Origin of the sequence: Amnibacterium sp. CER49, assembly GCF_029846255.1 — a bacterium.
Lineage (GTDB): Bacteria > Actinomycetota > Actinomycetes > Actinomycetales > Microbacteriaceae > Amnibacterium.
In genome coordinates, this window is sequence record NZ_JARVWQ010000001.1 from 1,125,107 (window position 1) to 1,138,929 (window position 13,823).

Here is a 13,823-nt window from a genome sequence, read left to right on the forward strand (position 1 = left end):
CCGCGGTCAGGCGTCGGCGCGGACCGGTCGCCGTACCCCGCGGTCGACCAGCGAGCCGATCGCCGCCGTGGCCGTGAGAGCGCAGCCCGCGGCGACGGGCAGGTGCAGCGCCGCACCGACGAGGGCGCCCGCCGCGGCGGTGCCGGCCGAGCCGGCGGTGATCTTCAGGGCGCCGACCCAGACGAAGACCTGCCCCTTCGCCGCGGGCGGGGCGTACTCGTTGCGCGCCGCGAGGGTCGCGGCGAAGAAGCAGGCGTTGAGGATCCCGGCGAGCGCATAGGCGGTGAGCGCGAGCGGCGCGGTCGGCGCGAGGCCGACGAGGAGGAGCGACCCGGCGACGGCGGCCGCGAGCCGGGTCATGAGCACGTCCGCGGCGCCGCGGAGCGGCCGGACGAGCACCGCCGCGGCACCGGCGAGGTTGCCGAACCCGTAGGCCGCGGTGAGCAGCCCGGCGGCCGCGGCCGGCAGACCGAGGGCCCGCGTGCCGGCGACGGCGGTGACGGGCAGGACCGCGACCGAGAGGGCGACGACGACGGTGAGGACGAGGGTGCGGCGCAGGGGCCCGTTCGCCGTCATCAGCCCGAGCGTCTTCAGCGGGCGCGGCACCGCCGCGGCGTCGGCGGCCGGCGGCGCGAACGGCAGCACCCGCACGACGGCCGCGGCGGCGAACGTGGCCGCGGCGAGCACCACGGCGGCGAGGGTCGGCGACGCCCAGGCCGAGATCGCGGCGACGACGCTCGGGCCGATCGTGCCGCCGAGGCCGTAGGTGGCCACGTCCCAGCCCTGCGCGCGCCGCTGCCGTCCGCGATCGGGGCCGGCGATCGCGGGCAGCCGGCTCGAGATCCCGCCGGTGAGCAGCGGGCCGACGAGCCCGGAGACGACGAGGATCGCGGCGACGACGAGCGGCGGCACGACCGGCAGCAGCAGCACCGCGGCGGTGAGCGTCGCGCCGTGCAGCAGGCAGGCGAGCGCGATCACGGAGCGGCCGTCGCGCGCGACGTCGAGCCGCCGCGCGACGAACGGGCCGAGCAGGTGCGGCGCGGTGATGCTCGCGCCGAGCAGGCCTGCCTCCCATCCCGGGCGTCCGGCCGTCGTGGCGAGCAGCACGATCGCGACGACGGCGCCGCCGTCGGCCGTGCGGGCGAGGGTCGCGGCGACGACGTAGCGGGCGAGGCCGCCGGCGCCGCCGGGGGCGGTCACGTCTCGTGCGGGAGCAGGTCGAGCTCCCGCACGACCGCGTCCACGCGCCGCCGGTCGACCTCGTCGAGCCCGACGAGCGGCCGGGGGAGGCTGCTCCGCGCGGCGAGACCGGCGAGCTCGGCGATCGCGGCGACGACCCGGACGCTGCCGTACGCGGCGAAGAGGTCCCACAGCGGCTGCAGCCGCCGGGACTCCGCGAGTGCCCCTTCGGCGTCGCCCGCGAGCGCTGCCCGCGTGATCGCGACGGCCGGCGCGGGCGCGGTGCCCGCGATCACGGAGTACCAGGCGTCGCATCCGGCGACGAGGGCGGTCGCCGCCGCGGCGTCGCCCGAGATGCCGATGCCGACCCGCTCCGGCACGGCCGCGCGGATCGCGTCGATGCGCGCCCGGGCGGCGGACGGCTCGGCGGGAACGGCCGGGATCTTGATCGACGTGACGGTCGGCAGCGCGGCGACCCGCCCGTAGAGCTCGTCGCTGAAGCGGAAGCGCGTGGTGCCGGGGTTGTCGTAGACGACGATCGGCAGCGCGACGGCCGCGGCGAGGTCCTCGTACAGACCGAGGACGTCGTCGTCGGTGAGCGGCTGGTACGAGACGGGCGCGACGAGCAGCCCTGCGGCGCCGAGCTGCTCCGCGTCGCGCGCGAGGGCGACCACGTGCGCCGTGCGGAGGGCGCCGACGCCGACGAGGACGGTGACGTCGCCCGCGTGCGCGAGCGCGATCCGTGCGGCCCGGCGGCGCTCCTCGAGCGTCAGGTAGGCATAGGAGCCCGTCGAGCCGAGAGCGGTGATCGAATCGACGCCCGCAGCGGCGAGCCGCTCGACGAGGCCCGCGTACGCGCGCTCGTCGATCTCGTCGTCCCGCAGCGGGGTGAGCGGGAAGGCGCTGAGGCCCCGGATCATGTGTGCTCCTCCCCCGCCGGCAGCCCGGCGAGGTCGGCCGCGAAGGCACGGGCCCGCGCGGCGGTCATGGTGGCGGTGGTGACGCGGATCGCGGGGGCCGGCCGTGGGGCGGCCGAGAAGGCCGCGCCGGGCCGGACCAGCCAGCCCCGCTCGCGCAGGCCGCCGACCACCTCGGACTCGTCCGTCCGCAGCGGGATCCAGACGTTGAGGCCGTCGGCGGCCGGGGCGGCGCGCACGCCGCGGGCGGCGAGCGCCATGAGCAGCAGGCGGCGACGCTCGGCGTAGCGGTCGCGGGCCTCCCCGAGGCGGACGGGTGTCGCCGGGGCCGCGAGCACGTGACCGACGACGCCCTGCAGCAGGGTGCTCACCCACACGGCACGGCCGAGCCGCGCGTCGAGCCGGTCGCGCGTGTCCGGGTCGCAGTGCACCACCGCCACTCGGAGGTCGGGGCCGAGCGACTTCGACATCGTCCGCACGAGCGCCCAGCGCGGGGCCGTCGCGGGGGTCGCGCGGGCGTAGGAGGTGGCTGCCACCGCCGCGAAGTGGTCGTCCTCGATCACGAGCACCCCCGGTCGAGGCGCGAGCACCTCGCGGAGTGCGACCGCCCGCGCGGGCGTGATGCTCGCGCCCGTGGGGTTGTGCGCGCGAGGGGTGAGCACGACCGCGCGCACGCCCGCGTCGAGGGCGGCGGCGAGCGCCGCGGGGGTCACGCCCTCCGCGTCGACCGCCATCGGGACCGCGGCGAAGCCGTTCGCGTGGAGCACACCGACGCTCGAGAGGAAGCAGGGGTCCTCCAGACCGACTGCGTCGCCGCGGAGCAGGTGCGCGGTGAGGAGCCGCTCGATCGCATCGATCGCGCCCGCGGTGACCACGAGCGACGCCGAGGCGGGGAGATCGGCGGCGGCCGACCTGGCCCACGCGACCACGCGGCCGTCGGGCTCGGTCTCGCCGTAGAGCGGGGGCTCGTAGGCGAGCCGGGCCGGCACCGCCGGCAGCAGCGCCCGGTCCGGGTTGCCGCTCGCGAGGTCGACGAGCCCGGACGGCGCGCGGGTCCCCTCGCCGGCGAGCGGCCGTCGGTGCCGCACGACGGTGCCGGCCCTGCCGTGCGTCTCCACCGCTCCCGCCGCGGCGAGCGACGAGTACGCGGCGGCCACCGTGTTGCGGTTCACCCCGAGCTCCTGCGCGAGCGCGCGGACCGTCGGCAGCAGCGCGCCCGGGGGGAGCGCGCCCCGGTCGATCGACTCGCGCACGGAGGCCGCGATGGCCCCGGCGCTCGCGCCGCTGATGCCGGAGAGGGTCACGCGCGGCACGGTAGCGCGCATGTCCTAGGACAAACCACCGGGGTCTCGGCTAGGACAAACGTCATGCGCCGTCCCGCGGAGCCCCCCACCGGCAGGATGCTGCTGGACGCCCGGCACGGGCGGGAGGCGGGGCAGGGATGACGCAGCGGCACGACCTCGACGGATTCCTGGCCGGGGTGGCGGTCGACGAGGGGGTGCTCGCGCTGCGACCGGACTACCGCGTCGGGCTGCTCGCCGTCGACGGCATCCATCCGGCGCCGAGCGACGCCCGCAGTGGGGCGCTCCTGCAGGAGGCCGAGGCGTTCGCCGGAACCGCGACCGCCGGGAGCCCCGTCGACGAGCTGCCGCACATCGCCGCGTGGCGGGACGCCTACCGGGCGTTCGGCGCGAAGCCGCAGCGCACCCGCAACAGCCTCGAGGCGCTCACCCGGCGCGCCGCGAGCGGGCTCCCCCGGGTGAACCGGCTCACCGACCTCTACAACGCCGTCTCGGTGCTGCACCAGGTGCCGCTCGGCGGCGAGGACCTCGCGCAGTACGCGGGGCCGCCGCGGCTCGTCCGCGCAGCGGGCGACGAGGCCTTCGACACCATCGCCGACGGCGACACCGTGATCGAGCACCCGCACGCCGGCGAGGTGGTGTGGCGCGACGACGCTGGCGTCACCTGCCGCCGCTGGAACTGGCGCCAGTGCGCCCGCACCCGCCTCACGGACGGCACCGGCGCCGCGATCTTCATCCTCGACGCGCTCGCGCCGATGTCCGACGCGGCCCTCGACACCGCCGTCGACGTGCTCGCGGAGGCGCTCCGCGGGCTCGGGCCGGACGTCCGGGTCGCGCGGCGCCGCATCGGCTCGCGCTGACCGGCCGCGCCTCCGCCGTCAGGAGCGCCCGGCGAGCAGGTCGGCAGCGCGCGCGAGCGGCGAGGTCGACGCCCTTCCGCGCCGCTCGTGGCGGTCCGCCGCGCGGTACGCGCCGTAGACCGCCTGCACCGCGAGGAAGCGCAGGGGCTCCGGCTCCCAGCGCTTCGCGCCGTGGTTCACCCACGGCAGATGCACGAGCTCGGTGTCCCGCTCGAGCACGAGGTCTGCGAGGGTGCGGCCCGCGAGGTTCGTGGTGGTGACGCCGGTGCCGACGTAGCCCCCGGCGTGACCGAGTCCGGTCCGCCGCTCGAAGGAGACAGTGGCGGCCCAGTCGCGCGGCACCCCGAGCACTCCGGACCACGCGTGATCGATCGCCGCGTCCCGCGCCGCGGGGAAGAGACGGACGAGCATCTCGCGCAGCTGCGCGATGGTTCGGGCGGGGGTGCGGCCGTCCGCGTCGAAGCGCGACCCGTAGCGGTACGGGACGCCCCGCCCGCCGATCGCGATGCGGTCGTCGGCCGTGCGCTGCGCGTACACGTAGACGTGCGCGCCGTCGCCGAGGGTGTCGCGGTGCTCCCAGCCGACCTCCCTCCAGAAGGCCGCGGGCAGGGGCTCGGTGACGATCAGGGACGAGTTCATCGGGAGCCACCGCCGGCGCTCGCCGGCCAGCCCGGCCGTGAAGCCCTCCGTGGCCCGGATCACCACGGGCGCCGTGACGTCGCCGCGGGCGGTCCGCACGAGCCGCGGGGTGATCTCCCGCGCTCGGGTGCTCTCGAACACGCGCACACCGAGCCGTTCGACCGCCTCGGCGAGCCCGCGGACCAGCTTCGCGGGCTGGATGCGGGCGCAGTGCTCGTGCCAGGAGGCGCCGAGCGCGCCGGAGACGGCCACCCGTGAGCGGGCCTCGTCCGCGGGGAGCAGCCGGAGGTCCGTGTTCCCGACGCTCCGCTCGTGCTCGACGTGCGCCTGCAGGCGCCGCAGCTGCGACGGGGTGACCGCGACGTCGAGCTCGCCACCCCGATGGATGTCGGCGTCGATGCCCTCGGTCCGCGCGGTCGCGACGACCTCGTCGACGGCGTCGTCCATCGCGCGCTGGAAGCGGACCACGGCGTCGCGGCCGGCGCTCGCGAGGAAGCGGTCGCGGCCCGTGATGTCGTGGGTGAGCCAGCCGCCGTTGCGGCCGGAGGCGCCGAAGCCGCAGAACTCGGCCTCGAGCACGACGACGTCGAGGGCCGGGTCGGCCCGCTTCAGCGCGTAGGCGGTCCAGAGCCCGGTGTAGCCGCCGCCGACGATGCAGACGTCGGCCCGCCGGGAGCCGTCGAGGGGCGCCCGGCGCATGGGCTGCCCGATCTGCGCCCACCAGAACGACACCGCGCCGTTCGTCGTCGCGACGCCCGCACTCGCGCTCATCGGCCCCGGACGTCCAGCTCGATCCGGTTGCCCCACGGGTCGTCGAAGCGGGCCGCGCGCCCGTCGTGCTCGACGCCGACGCCGCGGTGCCGCATCCGATCGACCACCGCGCCGAGGTCGTCCTCCGACGGCACCTCGATGTGCACCTGGCCGAGTCCGAGCGCGGGTGCGCGCAGCCCGGCGCCGCGCGAGCGCCAGACGTTCATCGCCATGTGGTGGTGGTAGCCGCCGGCGCTCACGAACAGCGCGGAGCCCAGATCCGCGGTGACCGCGAAGCCGAGGGCATCGACGTAGAAGTCGCGGGCCGTCGCGGTGTCGCCGACGCTGAGGTGCACGTGGCCGACCACGGCGCGGCTGTCTGGCGCGCCCTGCAGGCGGACCTCGTCGAGGTGCTGCTGCACGAAGGCGTTCGGGTCGAGCCGCAGGCTGTCCATCCGCACGCGGCCGTCGACCCACTGCCAGTCGCTGCGGGCGCGGTCCCAGTACAGCTCGACGCCGTTGCCCTCCGGATCGTCGAAGTAGAAGGCCCTGCTCACGAGGTGGTCGGCGCTGCCGGTGAAGCTGCCGGGGTACCTCGTCGCCGTCGACCAGAGCGCGGCCGCGAGGTCGGCCTCGGTGTCGAAGAGCACCGCCGTGTGGAAGAGCCCTGCGGACCCGGGCGCCGCGTGCCGCAGCGCCGGTTCGTGCTCGAGCACGAGCACCGGCACGGCGCCGCGGCCGAGCACCGCGCGCGATCCCTCCTGCGCGAGCAGCGTCAGCAGCACGCCGTCGCGGTAGAAGCGGATCATCGCGTCGAGGTCGGCGACCTTCAGCACGACCGCGCCCATCGCGGTCTCGGGTGCGAGCAGGTCCTGCGCGGTGCTCATCGGATCGACCCGTCCTTCCGCGGACGCCGGCTCAGCGCTGCAGCGCGCGTCCGTCCGCGTCGAGATAGTCCCGCCACGAGCGCGTCGGCGTCCAGCCGAGCATCCGCCGCGCCTTCGCCGTCGAGATGCCCGAGGCGTCCGGCCGGTCGAGCGGGCGCAGCTCGATCGCGTCGCCGTAGTAGCGGCGCAGGATCTCGGCGAAGTCGTGGCCGCCCGCGTTGTCGGGCGACGCGATGTAGAACACCTCGTGGCCAGGCAGCTCCGACTCGGCGGCGAGCACGAGCGCGTCGGCGAGGTCGTAGACGTCGATGTAGCTCCACAGGTTCGCGGAGAGGTTCGAGGGGTCGCGCACCTGCTTGCCGAGGTTGCTCTCGTAGTTGTCCTCGTTGTGCACCGTGCTCGGCCGGATCGAGATCGCCCGCAGGTCGGACCGGCGCACGGCGGCGTCCATCATCTGCTCGCCGAACAGCTTCGACAGCGCGTACGGGTCCTGCGGGAGCAGCGGATGGTCCTCGTCGACCGGTGCGTACTGCGGCAGGAACGGGCGCTCGGGGAAGAAGTTGCCGACGATGCTCTCGCTCGAGACGTTGACGAACCGCTTCACCCCGAAGCGGACCGCCGCCTCGATCAGGTTGAAGGTCGACATCGTGTTCGTCTGCAGCACGACGTGCGGCGGGTTGCCGGTCGGCTGCGGGATCGCCGCGGTGTGCACCACCGCGTCGGCGCCCGCGACGACGGCGTAGGCCGAGCCGGCGTCGGTGAGGTCGGCCATCACGTAGCGGCCCGGCACGACCACGCCCGCGTCGAACACGGGACGGACGAGGTCGACGCCGAGCACGTCGTGCCCCCGGTCGACGAGCGCCTGCACCGTCGCGCGGCCGACCTTGCCGCGGGATCCCGTCACCACGACCTGCATGGACTCCTCCTCGTGCCGCCGACCTGCTCGACAGTACTGAGGTGTCGCTGGGGGCGGCTCGACGGCCTCAGGACGTGGTGCGCGTCGCGTACCGGGTGAGCACCGGCGGGCGGTCCACCATCTCGCCGAGCCCGGACGCGCCCTCGGGGGTCGCGCGCCAGGCGCGGTAGGCGTCGTCGTGCTCGAGCGAGCGCCACCGCTCGACGACGGTCACGTGCGCGGCGTCGGCCTCGTCGACGAGCACCTCGATGCCGAGGCAGCCGTCGAACGCGCGGGTGTCGCGGAGCACCGCGTCGATCACCCCGGCCGAGTCGGCGAGGCGGTCCTGCCGCACGTGCAGGTCGAGCAGCGCGGTCGTCGTCATCGTCTCTCCTCCGGAGGTCGGTCCAGCGGAGCGTAGCGAGCGATCTCTAATGGCAACGCGACCGCTCTTAGAACTACACTGCGGGGATGACGGACGGCACGCAGGCGCGTCCCGCCGACGCGGCGGCCGCGGCAGCGGACCCGCTGCGGCGTGCCCTGCTCCGCCTCATCACGCGCTCGACGGGGCCGGTGACCCGGGACGGCGCCGCCGAGGCGCTCGGGATCCCGCGGGCGACCGCGGCCTTCCACCTCGACCGCCTGGTCGAGGCGGGGCTGCTCGCCACGTCGCACGCCCGCGTGAACGGTCGCCGCGGACCCGGGGCGGGACGACCCGCGAAGCTCTACGAGCGCGCCTTCACCGAGGTGGGCCTCACGATCCCCGAGCGCCGGTACGACCTCGCGGGCGACCTGCTCACCGAGGCCATCGAGACGGCGGGCGCCGGCACGGTGCCGCTCGAGGCGGTCGTCGCCGATGTCGCCCGGCGGCGCGGCAGCCGCATCGGGGCGGAGGCCGGCTCGCTGCGCGAGGCGCTCGAGGCCACCGGGTTCGAGCCCCGCGACGACGAGGACGCGGTCGTGCTCGTGAACTGCCCCTTCCACCGCCTCGCCACCCGGCACACCCGCACCATCTGCGGCATGAACGTCGCGCTCGTCACCGGCATGGCGGACGGCGCGGGCGAGGACCCGGCGCAGGTCTGCTTCGCGCCGGGCGAGGACCGCTGCTGCGTCGAGCTGCGGCCCGCTCAGCCGCGGCCCGAGGCGTAGCGGAGCAGCAGCAGGTCGTCCGCGCGGAGCACGTGCGCGAGCCGCAGCCCGAGCGGCGCCGGCAGCGGCGCGTCCCGGACGATGCGCGGCTCGTCGCTGCCGGCGAGCGTCGGGCTGAGCGACAGGCAGAGGTCGTCGACCGCGCCCGCCCGCTGGAACGCGCCGAACAGCGTCGGGCCTCCCTCGGAGTGCACGACGCGGTGCCCGTCGGCGCCGAGCGCCGCGAGGATGCGCCCGGGCTCGGCCGCCCGCTCCCCCACGCCGATCACGCGGGCGACCCGCTCGAGCGCGCGACGCCGGTCACGGTCGGCACCGTCCTTCGTGAGCACGAGCGGGGGCTCGGGCGCGTCGGCGAAGAACGCGGAGGCCGGGTCGAGGTCGAGGTGCGCCGAGACGACCGCGACGACGGGCCGCGGCCGCATGCCGCGCCGCTGCCGCCAGGCCCTGCCCGGGGCGTCGAGCAGCTCGCCGCCGTACCCCTCGGCGCGGATGGTGCCCGCTCCGACGAGCAGCACGTCGGCGAGTCGGCGCAGCAGGTGCAGCACCCGCTGGTCCTCGGCGCTCCCGAGGCCGCCGGCGCGGCCCTGCACCGTCGCGGCGCCGTCCGCGCTCGCGATGAACTCGAACCGGACCCACGGATCGGCGCCCGAGGGGGCGGAGTACCAGTCGAGCAGCTGCTCGTCGTCGGCGTCCGTCACGACGGGTCCGGGATGCAGCCGCTCGATCATGCGGCGCCGCGCTCCTCGGGCAGGTTGTGGCGCTGCATCGCCGGCGCCCGCAGCCCGAGCACCGCCTCGGTCATCCGTGCGGCCTGCACGGCCGACGCGACGTCGTGCATGCGCAGGACGCGCGCGCCCCCGAGCACGCAGAGCACCGCGGCGGCGAGGGTGCCCGGCAGCCGCTGCTCGGCGGGCAGGTCGAGGGTCTCGCCGACGAAGTCCTTGTTCGACACGGCCGCGAGCACCGGGAGGCCGATGGCGGCGATCTCGTCGAGCCGCCGGGTGAGCTCGAGCGAGTGGACGGTCGTCTTGTTCAGGTCGTGCCCCGGGTCGAGCACGATCCGCTCCTCAGGGACCCCGGCGGCGACGGCCGCCTCGGCCTGCGCCTCGAGGAACGCGCGGACCTCGTCGACCACGTCGTCGTACCGCGGCGCCGGCCAAGGCGATCGCGGGGCGGCGAGGCTGTGGGCGATCACGACGTGGCCGCCCCCGGCGGCGACGGCCGCCGCGAGGTCCGGATCGCGCAGCCCGGTCGTGTCGTTCACCACGTCCGCGCCGGCGGCGAGGCAGCGCGCCGCGACCTCGGGCTCGAAGGTGTCCACGGAGATCACGACCTCGGACCGCGCACGGAGCCCCTGCACGACCGGGAGCACGCGCTCGAGCTCCTCGGCGACGGACAGCCGCTGCCCGGTCCGGAACGGCTGACCGCCGATGTCGACCCAGTCCGCACCGGCGTCGACGGCCGCCTCGGCCGCCCGCAGCGCCGCCTCCAGGCCGAAGGTGCGCCCGCGGTCGAAGAAGGAGTCGGGCGTGCGGTTCACGATCGCCATGACGAGCACCCGCTGGCGGAGGTCGACGGCCGCCGACCGGATGCGGAGGACGGGATGCCTGAGCGGCGGGACCGCCGCCGGGAAGGGGCCACCGGTCACGTCGCTCATCCTGCCGCGCCTCGTCGCGCGGCGGGGCCTCCGCGCAGCGCCTCGACCGGCAGCACCGCCTCGGCCTCCACGAGCGACCGGATCTCGTCGGCCGCGTCCCACACGTTCACGTGCAGACCCGCGACGACCCGCGCGCCACCGGCCGGCTCCGGCTGCACGAGGAACGCGACGAACGCCTCCGACGCGAGGTCGCCGCGCACGACGAGCGACGCTCCCGCCGCGAGCGACGGGTGGCCCCACCACTCCATCCCGAGGTCGAACTGGTCGGTGTAGAAGTACGGCGTCTCCTGCTCCCCGGCACCGAGTCCGAGCATCGACCGGGCGGCGGCGCGGCCCGTCGCGATGGCGTTCGCCCAGTGCTCGAGCCGCTCGCCACGGCCGAGCCGCGGCCGGTGCACCTCCGCGACGTCGCCCGCCGCCCAGATCGCGGGATCGTTCGTCGTGAGGTCGCCGCCCACCCGCAGCCCGTTGCCGCTGTCGAGGCCGGCCTGCATCCCGAGCGCGGTGTTCGGCGCGACACCGACCGCGACGAGCACGACGTCGGCGGGCAGTGTCTCCCCCGAGCCGAGCAGGACGCCTGCCGCGCGGCCGTCCCGCGCCACGACGGCCGCGGCCGTCTGGCCCGGCCGGAACCGGACCCCGGCCCGTTCATGCCGCCGGCGGAACACGTCGCCGATCTCCCGGCCGACGGCGGCGCTCAGCGGCACCGTCTCGAGACCGACGACGGTGACGTCGGCGCCGGAGGTCCTCGCGACAGCGGCCACCTCCATGCCGATCCACCCCGAGCCGACCACCACGAGCCGCCGCGGCTCGGCGCCCGGATCGGCGACGAGGGCGGCCTGCAGGCGGCGGCTGTCGTCGAGGGTGCGCAGCAGATGCACGCCGGGCAGGTCGGCGTTCGGGATCGGCAGGCGGCGCGGGCTCGATCCGGTCGCGAGCAGCAGCCGCCCGTACGGGACGGCACTCCCGTCGCCGAGCTCGACGACCCTGCGGGCGCGGTCGAGTACGACGGCCTCGCGGCCGAGCAGCAGCTCGATCCCCTGCTGGTCGTACCACTCGGGCGGCTGGATGCGGATCGTGTCCTCGTCCTCGCTGCCGCCGAGCAGCCCCTTCGACAGCGGCGGCCGGAGGTAGGGCAGCTGCCGCTCCCGCTCGATCAGCCGGATCGGGCCGCCGAACCCCTCGTCCCGCAGCGTCTCGGCGGCGGTGACGGCGGCGAGGCCGGCACCCACCATCACGACCGGTCCGTCCATGTCCTGCTCCTGCTCTCTCGGTCCGCTCAGCGGAGGAAGCGGTCCTGCAGCGCCTGCGACCTCGCGAGCGCACCGCGCAGGGCGACCGTCCGGGTGACGGCGCCCGCCGTGCTCGCGTCGCGCAGCGACATGCAGAGGTGCTCGGCCTCGAGCACGACCCCCGCGCCGCGGGGGCGCAGCGTGTGCTCCAGCCAGTCGGCGACCTGGGTCGTGAGCCGCTCCTGCAGCTGCAGGTCGCGGGCGAACGCGTGGAGCCCCCGCGCGAGGTCCGAGAGCCCCAGCAGGTGCTCGCCGGGCAGGTAGCCGATGCGCGCGGTTCCGGTGAAGGGCAGCAGGTGGTGGATGCAGAGCGACGAGAACCGGATCCCGGTGACGACCACGAGGTCGTCGACGCGCTCGGGGTTCGGGAGGACGGCCGTCGGCACGGGCGGGGCCGCCAGCAGGGCCTCGAGCGTCTCGGCCACGCGCTGCGGCGTGCGGACGAGCTCCGGCTCGCCGCAGTCGCGGCCGAGCGCGCGGAGCAGGTCGGCGACCGCGGCCCGGGCGGCGTCGTGGTCGACGCGGGGCAGCAGCGGCGCCGCGGGGGTGAGGATCGTCATCGACCCCTCCTTCTAAGAGAAGTAATATTGACTTTAGAAGTCGACGGGGAGTCCGTCAAGCGGGTCCTGCCCGAGCGGCCGCGATCGGCGGTCGCAGGACGGTTGGGCAGGATTGCCGCCATGACCGACGACGCGCCCCGCTTCTTCGCCGTCCGCGAGTTCCGCACCGAGTCCGGTGTCGTCCTCCCGGAGGCGCGGCTCGCCTACCGCACCTTCGGCTCCCCCGACGCGCCCCGCGGCGCGGTGCTCGTGCCGTCGCACTTCATGGCGGGTTCGGCCGACAACGAGTTCGTGATCGGCGAGGGGCTCGCCCTCGACCCGGCCGAGTTCTTCGTCGTCGCGACGGAGCTCCTCGGCAACGGCGTCTCGTCCTCCCCGAGCAACACGCCCGCCCCGTTCGACGGGCCGCGCTTCCCCGTCACGACGATCCGGGACACGGTCGGGTTGATCCACCGCCTGCTCGTCGAGGAGCTGCACGTCGAGCACCTCGCAGCGGTGGTCGGCTTCTCCATGGGGGCGATGCAGGCGTTCCAGCTCGCCGTCTCGCTGCCGGGCTTCGCCGACCGCGTCGTCGCCCTCGCCGGGACCGCCCGCTGCTACCCGCACGGGACCGCCCGGCTGGAGGGACAGCTCGCAGCGCTCCTCGCCGATCCGTCCTTCGCGGGCGGCGAGTACACCGAGCAGCCGTCGGCGGGCATCGCCGCCTTCGGCACGGTCTGGGCGGCGTGGCTCTACTCGCAGCAGTGGTGGCGCGACGAGCTGTGGCGCGAGACCGACCCGGAGGCGACGTTCGAGTCGACGATGCGGGAGTTCCGCGACGACTTCCTGCCGGGCGCCGACGCGAACGACGTCGTGCTGCACTGCCGAACCTGGCAGCGGCACGACGTCGGGACCACACCGGGCGCCGACGGCGACACGCAGGCGGCGCTCGCGACCATCGGCGTGCCGGTGCTCGTGATGCCGGGCGAGACGGACCTCTACTTCCCCGTCGGCGACGCCGCGCTCGAGGCGGCGGCGATCCCGCAGGGCGCGCTGCTGCCGATCCCGTCGCTCTGGGGTCACCCGGCCGGGGCCGGCGCGAGCCCGGCCGACAAGGACTTCCTCAACGACGCGATCCGCCGCTTCCTCGCCGGCGGCACGATCCCCGAGGCGGCGCCGCTCCCCCGCTGACCACCGCGACGGACGGGCCTCTCCCGTCCATCGCTGTGGAGGCGGCCCGAGGAGCACACTGTGCCGCGTGGAGCAGGAAGCCCGGGAGCAGGCGTTCATCACCGCGCTCGTCACCGAGCACTTCGCGCTGCAGTCCGCGGCGAGCGCGACGATCAGCGAGAGCAGCAGTCGCGGCTCGCTCTACCTCGTCGCCCTCTCGAGCAGCCTCGTCGCGCTCGGGTTCACGACCGGCTCGGGCGACTTCCCGCTGCTCGCGGCCGTCGTGCTCCCCGTCGTGCTCCTGCTCGGCTGGTTCACGCTCGTCCGCCTCGTCGACACGAGCATCGAGAACGTGCAGTGCCTCCGGCGGATCAGCGCGATCCGGCGCTACTACGCGAGCCTGCTGCCCGAGGGCGCGCGCTACTTCCCGACCGCGGGCACCGCCGCGGCCGACTCGCAGTCGATGCAGGGGATGCGACCGAGCCGGTTCCGGCTGCTGTTCACGATGGCGAGCCTCGTCGCGGTCGTGAACGCCGTGGTCGGCGGCGCGGCGGCCGCGGTCCTGCTCAGCGTGGCGACCGCCGCGCC

General features: G+C 75.7%; 14 protein-coding genes. 3 read left to right on the top strand and 11 right to left on the bottom strand.

The features are described 5' to 3' along the window. Nucleotides 1-6: 6 nt before the first annotated feature. Genes QDR37_RS05310 through QDR37_RS05320 form a run of 3 tightly spaced genes read right to left on the bottom strand, consistent with a single transcriptional unit; the run spans nucleotide 7 to nucleotide 3,400 of the window. Nucleotides 7-1,200, bottom strand: coding sequence for an MFS transporter (locus QDR37_RS05310; protein ID WP_279712561.1), 1,194 nt, complete (start codon nucleotides 1,198-1,200; stop codon nucleotides 7-9). Further along, nucleotides 1,197-2,099 carry a dihydrodipicolinate synthase family protein gene (locus tag QDR37_RS05315; RefSeq protein WP_279712563.1) on the bottom strand — a complete coding sequence of 301 codons (903 nt, stop codon included), beginning with the start codon at nucleotides 2,097-2,099 and terminating at the stop codon, nucleotides 1,197-1,199. The genes QDR37_RS05310 and QDR37_RS05315 overlap by 4 nt, the downstream gene beginning before the upstream one ends. Beyond that, on the bottom strand, nucleotides 2,096-3,400 hold the full coding sequence (locus tag QDR37_RS05320) for an aminotransferase class I/II-fold pyridoxal phosphate-dependent enzyme (protein ID WP_279712564.1): 1,305 nt from the start codon (nucleotides 3,398-3,400) through the stop codon (nucleotides 2,096-2,098). Before QDR37_RS05320 ends, QDR37_RS05315 begins: the two co-directional genes overlap by 4 nt. A gap of 137 nt (nucleotides 3,401-3,537) precedes the next feature. Between QDR37_RS05320 and QDR37_RS05325 the strand changes: the two genes are divergently transcribed. Beyond that, entirely contained in the window at nucleotides 3,538-4,257 is a 720-nt protein-coding gene (locus tag QDR37_RS05325) for a phenylalanine--tRNA ligase beta subunit-related protein (RefSeq protein ID WP_279712565.1), read from the top strand. Between the two features lie 18 nt (nucleotides 4,258-4,275). Here the strand turns inward: QDR37_RS05325 and QDR37_RS05330 are convergent, their stop codons facing one another. The 4 genes from QDR37_RS05330 to QDR37_RS05345 all read right to left on the bottom strand — a co-directional run bounded on the left by QDR37_RS05330 (nucleotide 4,276) and on the right by QDR37_RS05345 (nucleotide 7,813). Further along, entirely contained in the window at nucleotides 4,276-5,667 is a 1,392-nt protein-coding gene (locus QDR37_RS05330; protein WP_279712566.1) for an FAD-dependent oxidoreductase, read from the bottom strand. Beyond that, nucleotides 5,664-6,533, bottom strand: coding sequence for a VOC family protein (locus QDR37_RS05335; RefSeq protein ID WP_279712567.1), 870 nt, complete (start codon nucleotides 6,531-6,533; stop codon nucleotides 5,664-5,666). Before QDR37_RS05335 ends, QDR37_RS05330 begins: the two co-directional genes overlap by 4 nt. Before the next feature lie 31 nt (nucleotides 6,534-6,564). Further along, nucleotides 6,565-7,449: an NAD(P)-dependent oxidoreductase gene (locus QDR37_RS05340; RefSeq protein WP_279712568.1), complete on the bottom strand. Its 885-nt coding sequence runs from the start codon at nucleotides 7,447-7,449 to the stop codon at nucleotides 6,565-6,567. A gap of 67 nt (nucleotides 7,450-7,516) precedes the next feature. Further along, nucleotides 7,517-7,813: an antibiotic biosynthesis monooxygenase gene (locus QDR37_RS05345; protein WP_279712569.1), complete on the bottom strand. Its 297-nt coding sequence runs from the start codon at nucleotides 7,811-7,813 to the stop codon at nucleotides 7,517-7,519. An 86-nt stretch (nucleotides 7,814-7,899) separates the two neighbouring features. Between QDR37_RS05345 and QDR37_RS05350 the strand changes: the two genes are divergently transcribed. Further along, a complete protein-coding gene (locus QDR37_RS05350; protein ID WP_279712571.1) occupies nucleotides 7,900-8,577 on the top strand; it encodes a helix-turn-helix domain-containing protein in 678 nt (225 codons plus the stop codon). Here the strand turns inward: QDR37_RS05350 and QDR37_RS05355 are convergent. The 4 genes from QDR37_RS05355 to QDR37_RS05370 are packed head-to-tail and all read right to left on the bottom strand — an operon-like array spanning nucleotide 8,556 to nucleotide 12,086. Beyond that, nucleotides 8,556-9,305 carry a dihydrofolate reductase family protein gene (locus QDR37_RS05355; protein ID WP_279712573.1) on the bottom strand — a complete coding sequence of 250 codons (750 nt, stop codon included), beginning with the start codon at nucleotides 9,303-9,305 and terminating at the stop codon, nucleotides 8,556-8,558. The genes QDR37_RS05350 and QDR37_RS05355 overlap by 22 nt on opposite strands. Next, on the bottom strand, nucleotides 9,302-10,234 hold the full coding sequence (gene folP / locus QDR37_RS05360; RefSeq protein WP_279712574.1) for a dihydropteroate synthase: 933 nt from the start codon (nucleotides 10,232-10,234) through the stop codon (nucleotides 9,302-9,304). Before folP ends, QDR37_RS05355 begins: the two co-directional genes overlap by 4 nt. Next, nucleotides 10,231-11,487 (bottom strand): FAD-dependent oxidoreductase, encoded by a 1,257-nt coding sequence (locus QDR37_RS05365; RefSeq protein ID WP_279712575.1) that lies wholly within the window; start codon nucleotides 11,485-11,487, stop codon nucleotides 10,231-10,233. The genes folP and QDR37_RS05365 overlap by 4 nt, the downstream gene beginning before the upstream one ends. Nucleotides 11,488-11,513: 26 nt before the next feature. Beyond that, nucleotides 11,514-12,086 carry a GTP cyclohydrolase I gene (locus QDR37_RS05370; RefSeq protein WP_279712576.1) on the bottom strand — a complete coding sequence of 191 codons (573 nt, stop codon included), beginning with the start codon at nucleotides 12,084-12,086 and terminating at the stop codon, nucleotides 11,514-11,516. A 120-nt stretch (nucleotides 12,087-12,206) separates the two neighbouring features. On the opposite strand from QDR37_RS05370, the gene QDR37_RS05375 reads away from it, so the two are divergent. Then, nucleotides 12,207-13,256 carry an alpha/beta fold hydrolase gene (locus tag QDR37_RS05375; RefSeq protein WP_279712577.1) on the top strand — a complete coding sequence of 350 codons (1,050 nt, stop codon included), beginning with the start codon at nucleotides 12,207-12,209 and terminating at the stop codon, nucleotides 13,254-13,256. The last annotated feature ends 567 nt before the right edge of the window (nucleotides 13,257-13,823 follow it).

Bases quoted from the DNA above. Each gene is read 5' to 3' on its own strand.
- QDR37_RS05315 (WP_279712563.1), bottom strand. From the start codon at position 2,099: ATGATCCGGGGCCTCAGCGCCTTCCCGCTCACCCCGCTGCGGGACGAC.
- QDR37_RS05325 (WP_279712565.1), top strand. From the start codon at position 3,538: ATGACGCAGCGGCACGACCTCGACGGATTCCTGGCCGGGGTGGCGGTC.
- QDR37_RS05330 (WP_279712566.1), bottom strand. From the start codon at position 5,667: ATGAGCGCGAGTGCGGGCGTCGCGACGACGAACGGCGCGGTGTCGTTC.
- QDR37_RS05335 (WP_279712567.1), bottom strand. From the start codon at position 6,533: ATGAGCACCGCGCAGGACCTGCTCGCACCCGAGACCGCGATGGGCGCG.
- QDR37_RS05340 (WP_279712568.1), bottom strand. From the start codon at position 7,449: ATGCAGGTCGTGGTGACGGGATCCCGCGGCAAGGTCGGCCGCGCGACG.
- QDR37_RS05345 (WP_279712569.1), bottom strand. From the start codon at position 7,813: ATGACGACGACCGCGCTGCTCGACCTGCACGTGCGGCAGGACCGCCTC.
- QDR37_RS05350 (WP_279712571.1), top strand. From the start codon at position 7,900: ATGACGGACGGCACGCAGGCGCGTCCCGCCGACGCGGCGGCCGCGGCA.
- QDR37_RS05355 (WP_279712573.1), bottom strand. From the start codon at position 9,305: ATGATCGAGCGGCTGCATCCCGGACCCGTCGTGACGGACGCCGACGAC.
- folP (WP_279712574.1), bottom strand. From the start codon at position 10,234: ATGAGCGACGTGACCGGTGGCCCCTTCCCGGCGGCGGTCCCGCCGCTC.
- QDR37_RS05365 (WP_279712575.1), bottom strand. From the start codon at position 11,487: ATGGACGGACCGGTCGTGATGGTGGGTGCCGGCCTCGCCGCCGTCACC.
- QDR37_RS05370 (WP_279712576.1), bottom strand. From the start codon at position 12,086: ATGACGATCCTCACCCCCGCGGCGCCGCTGCTGCCCCGCGTCGACCAC.
- QDR37_RS05375 (WP_279712577.1), top strand. From the start codon at position 12,207: ATGACCGACGACGCGCCCCGCTTCTTCGCCGTCCGCGAGTTCCGCACC.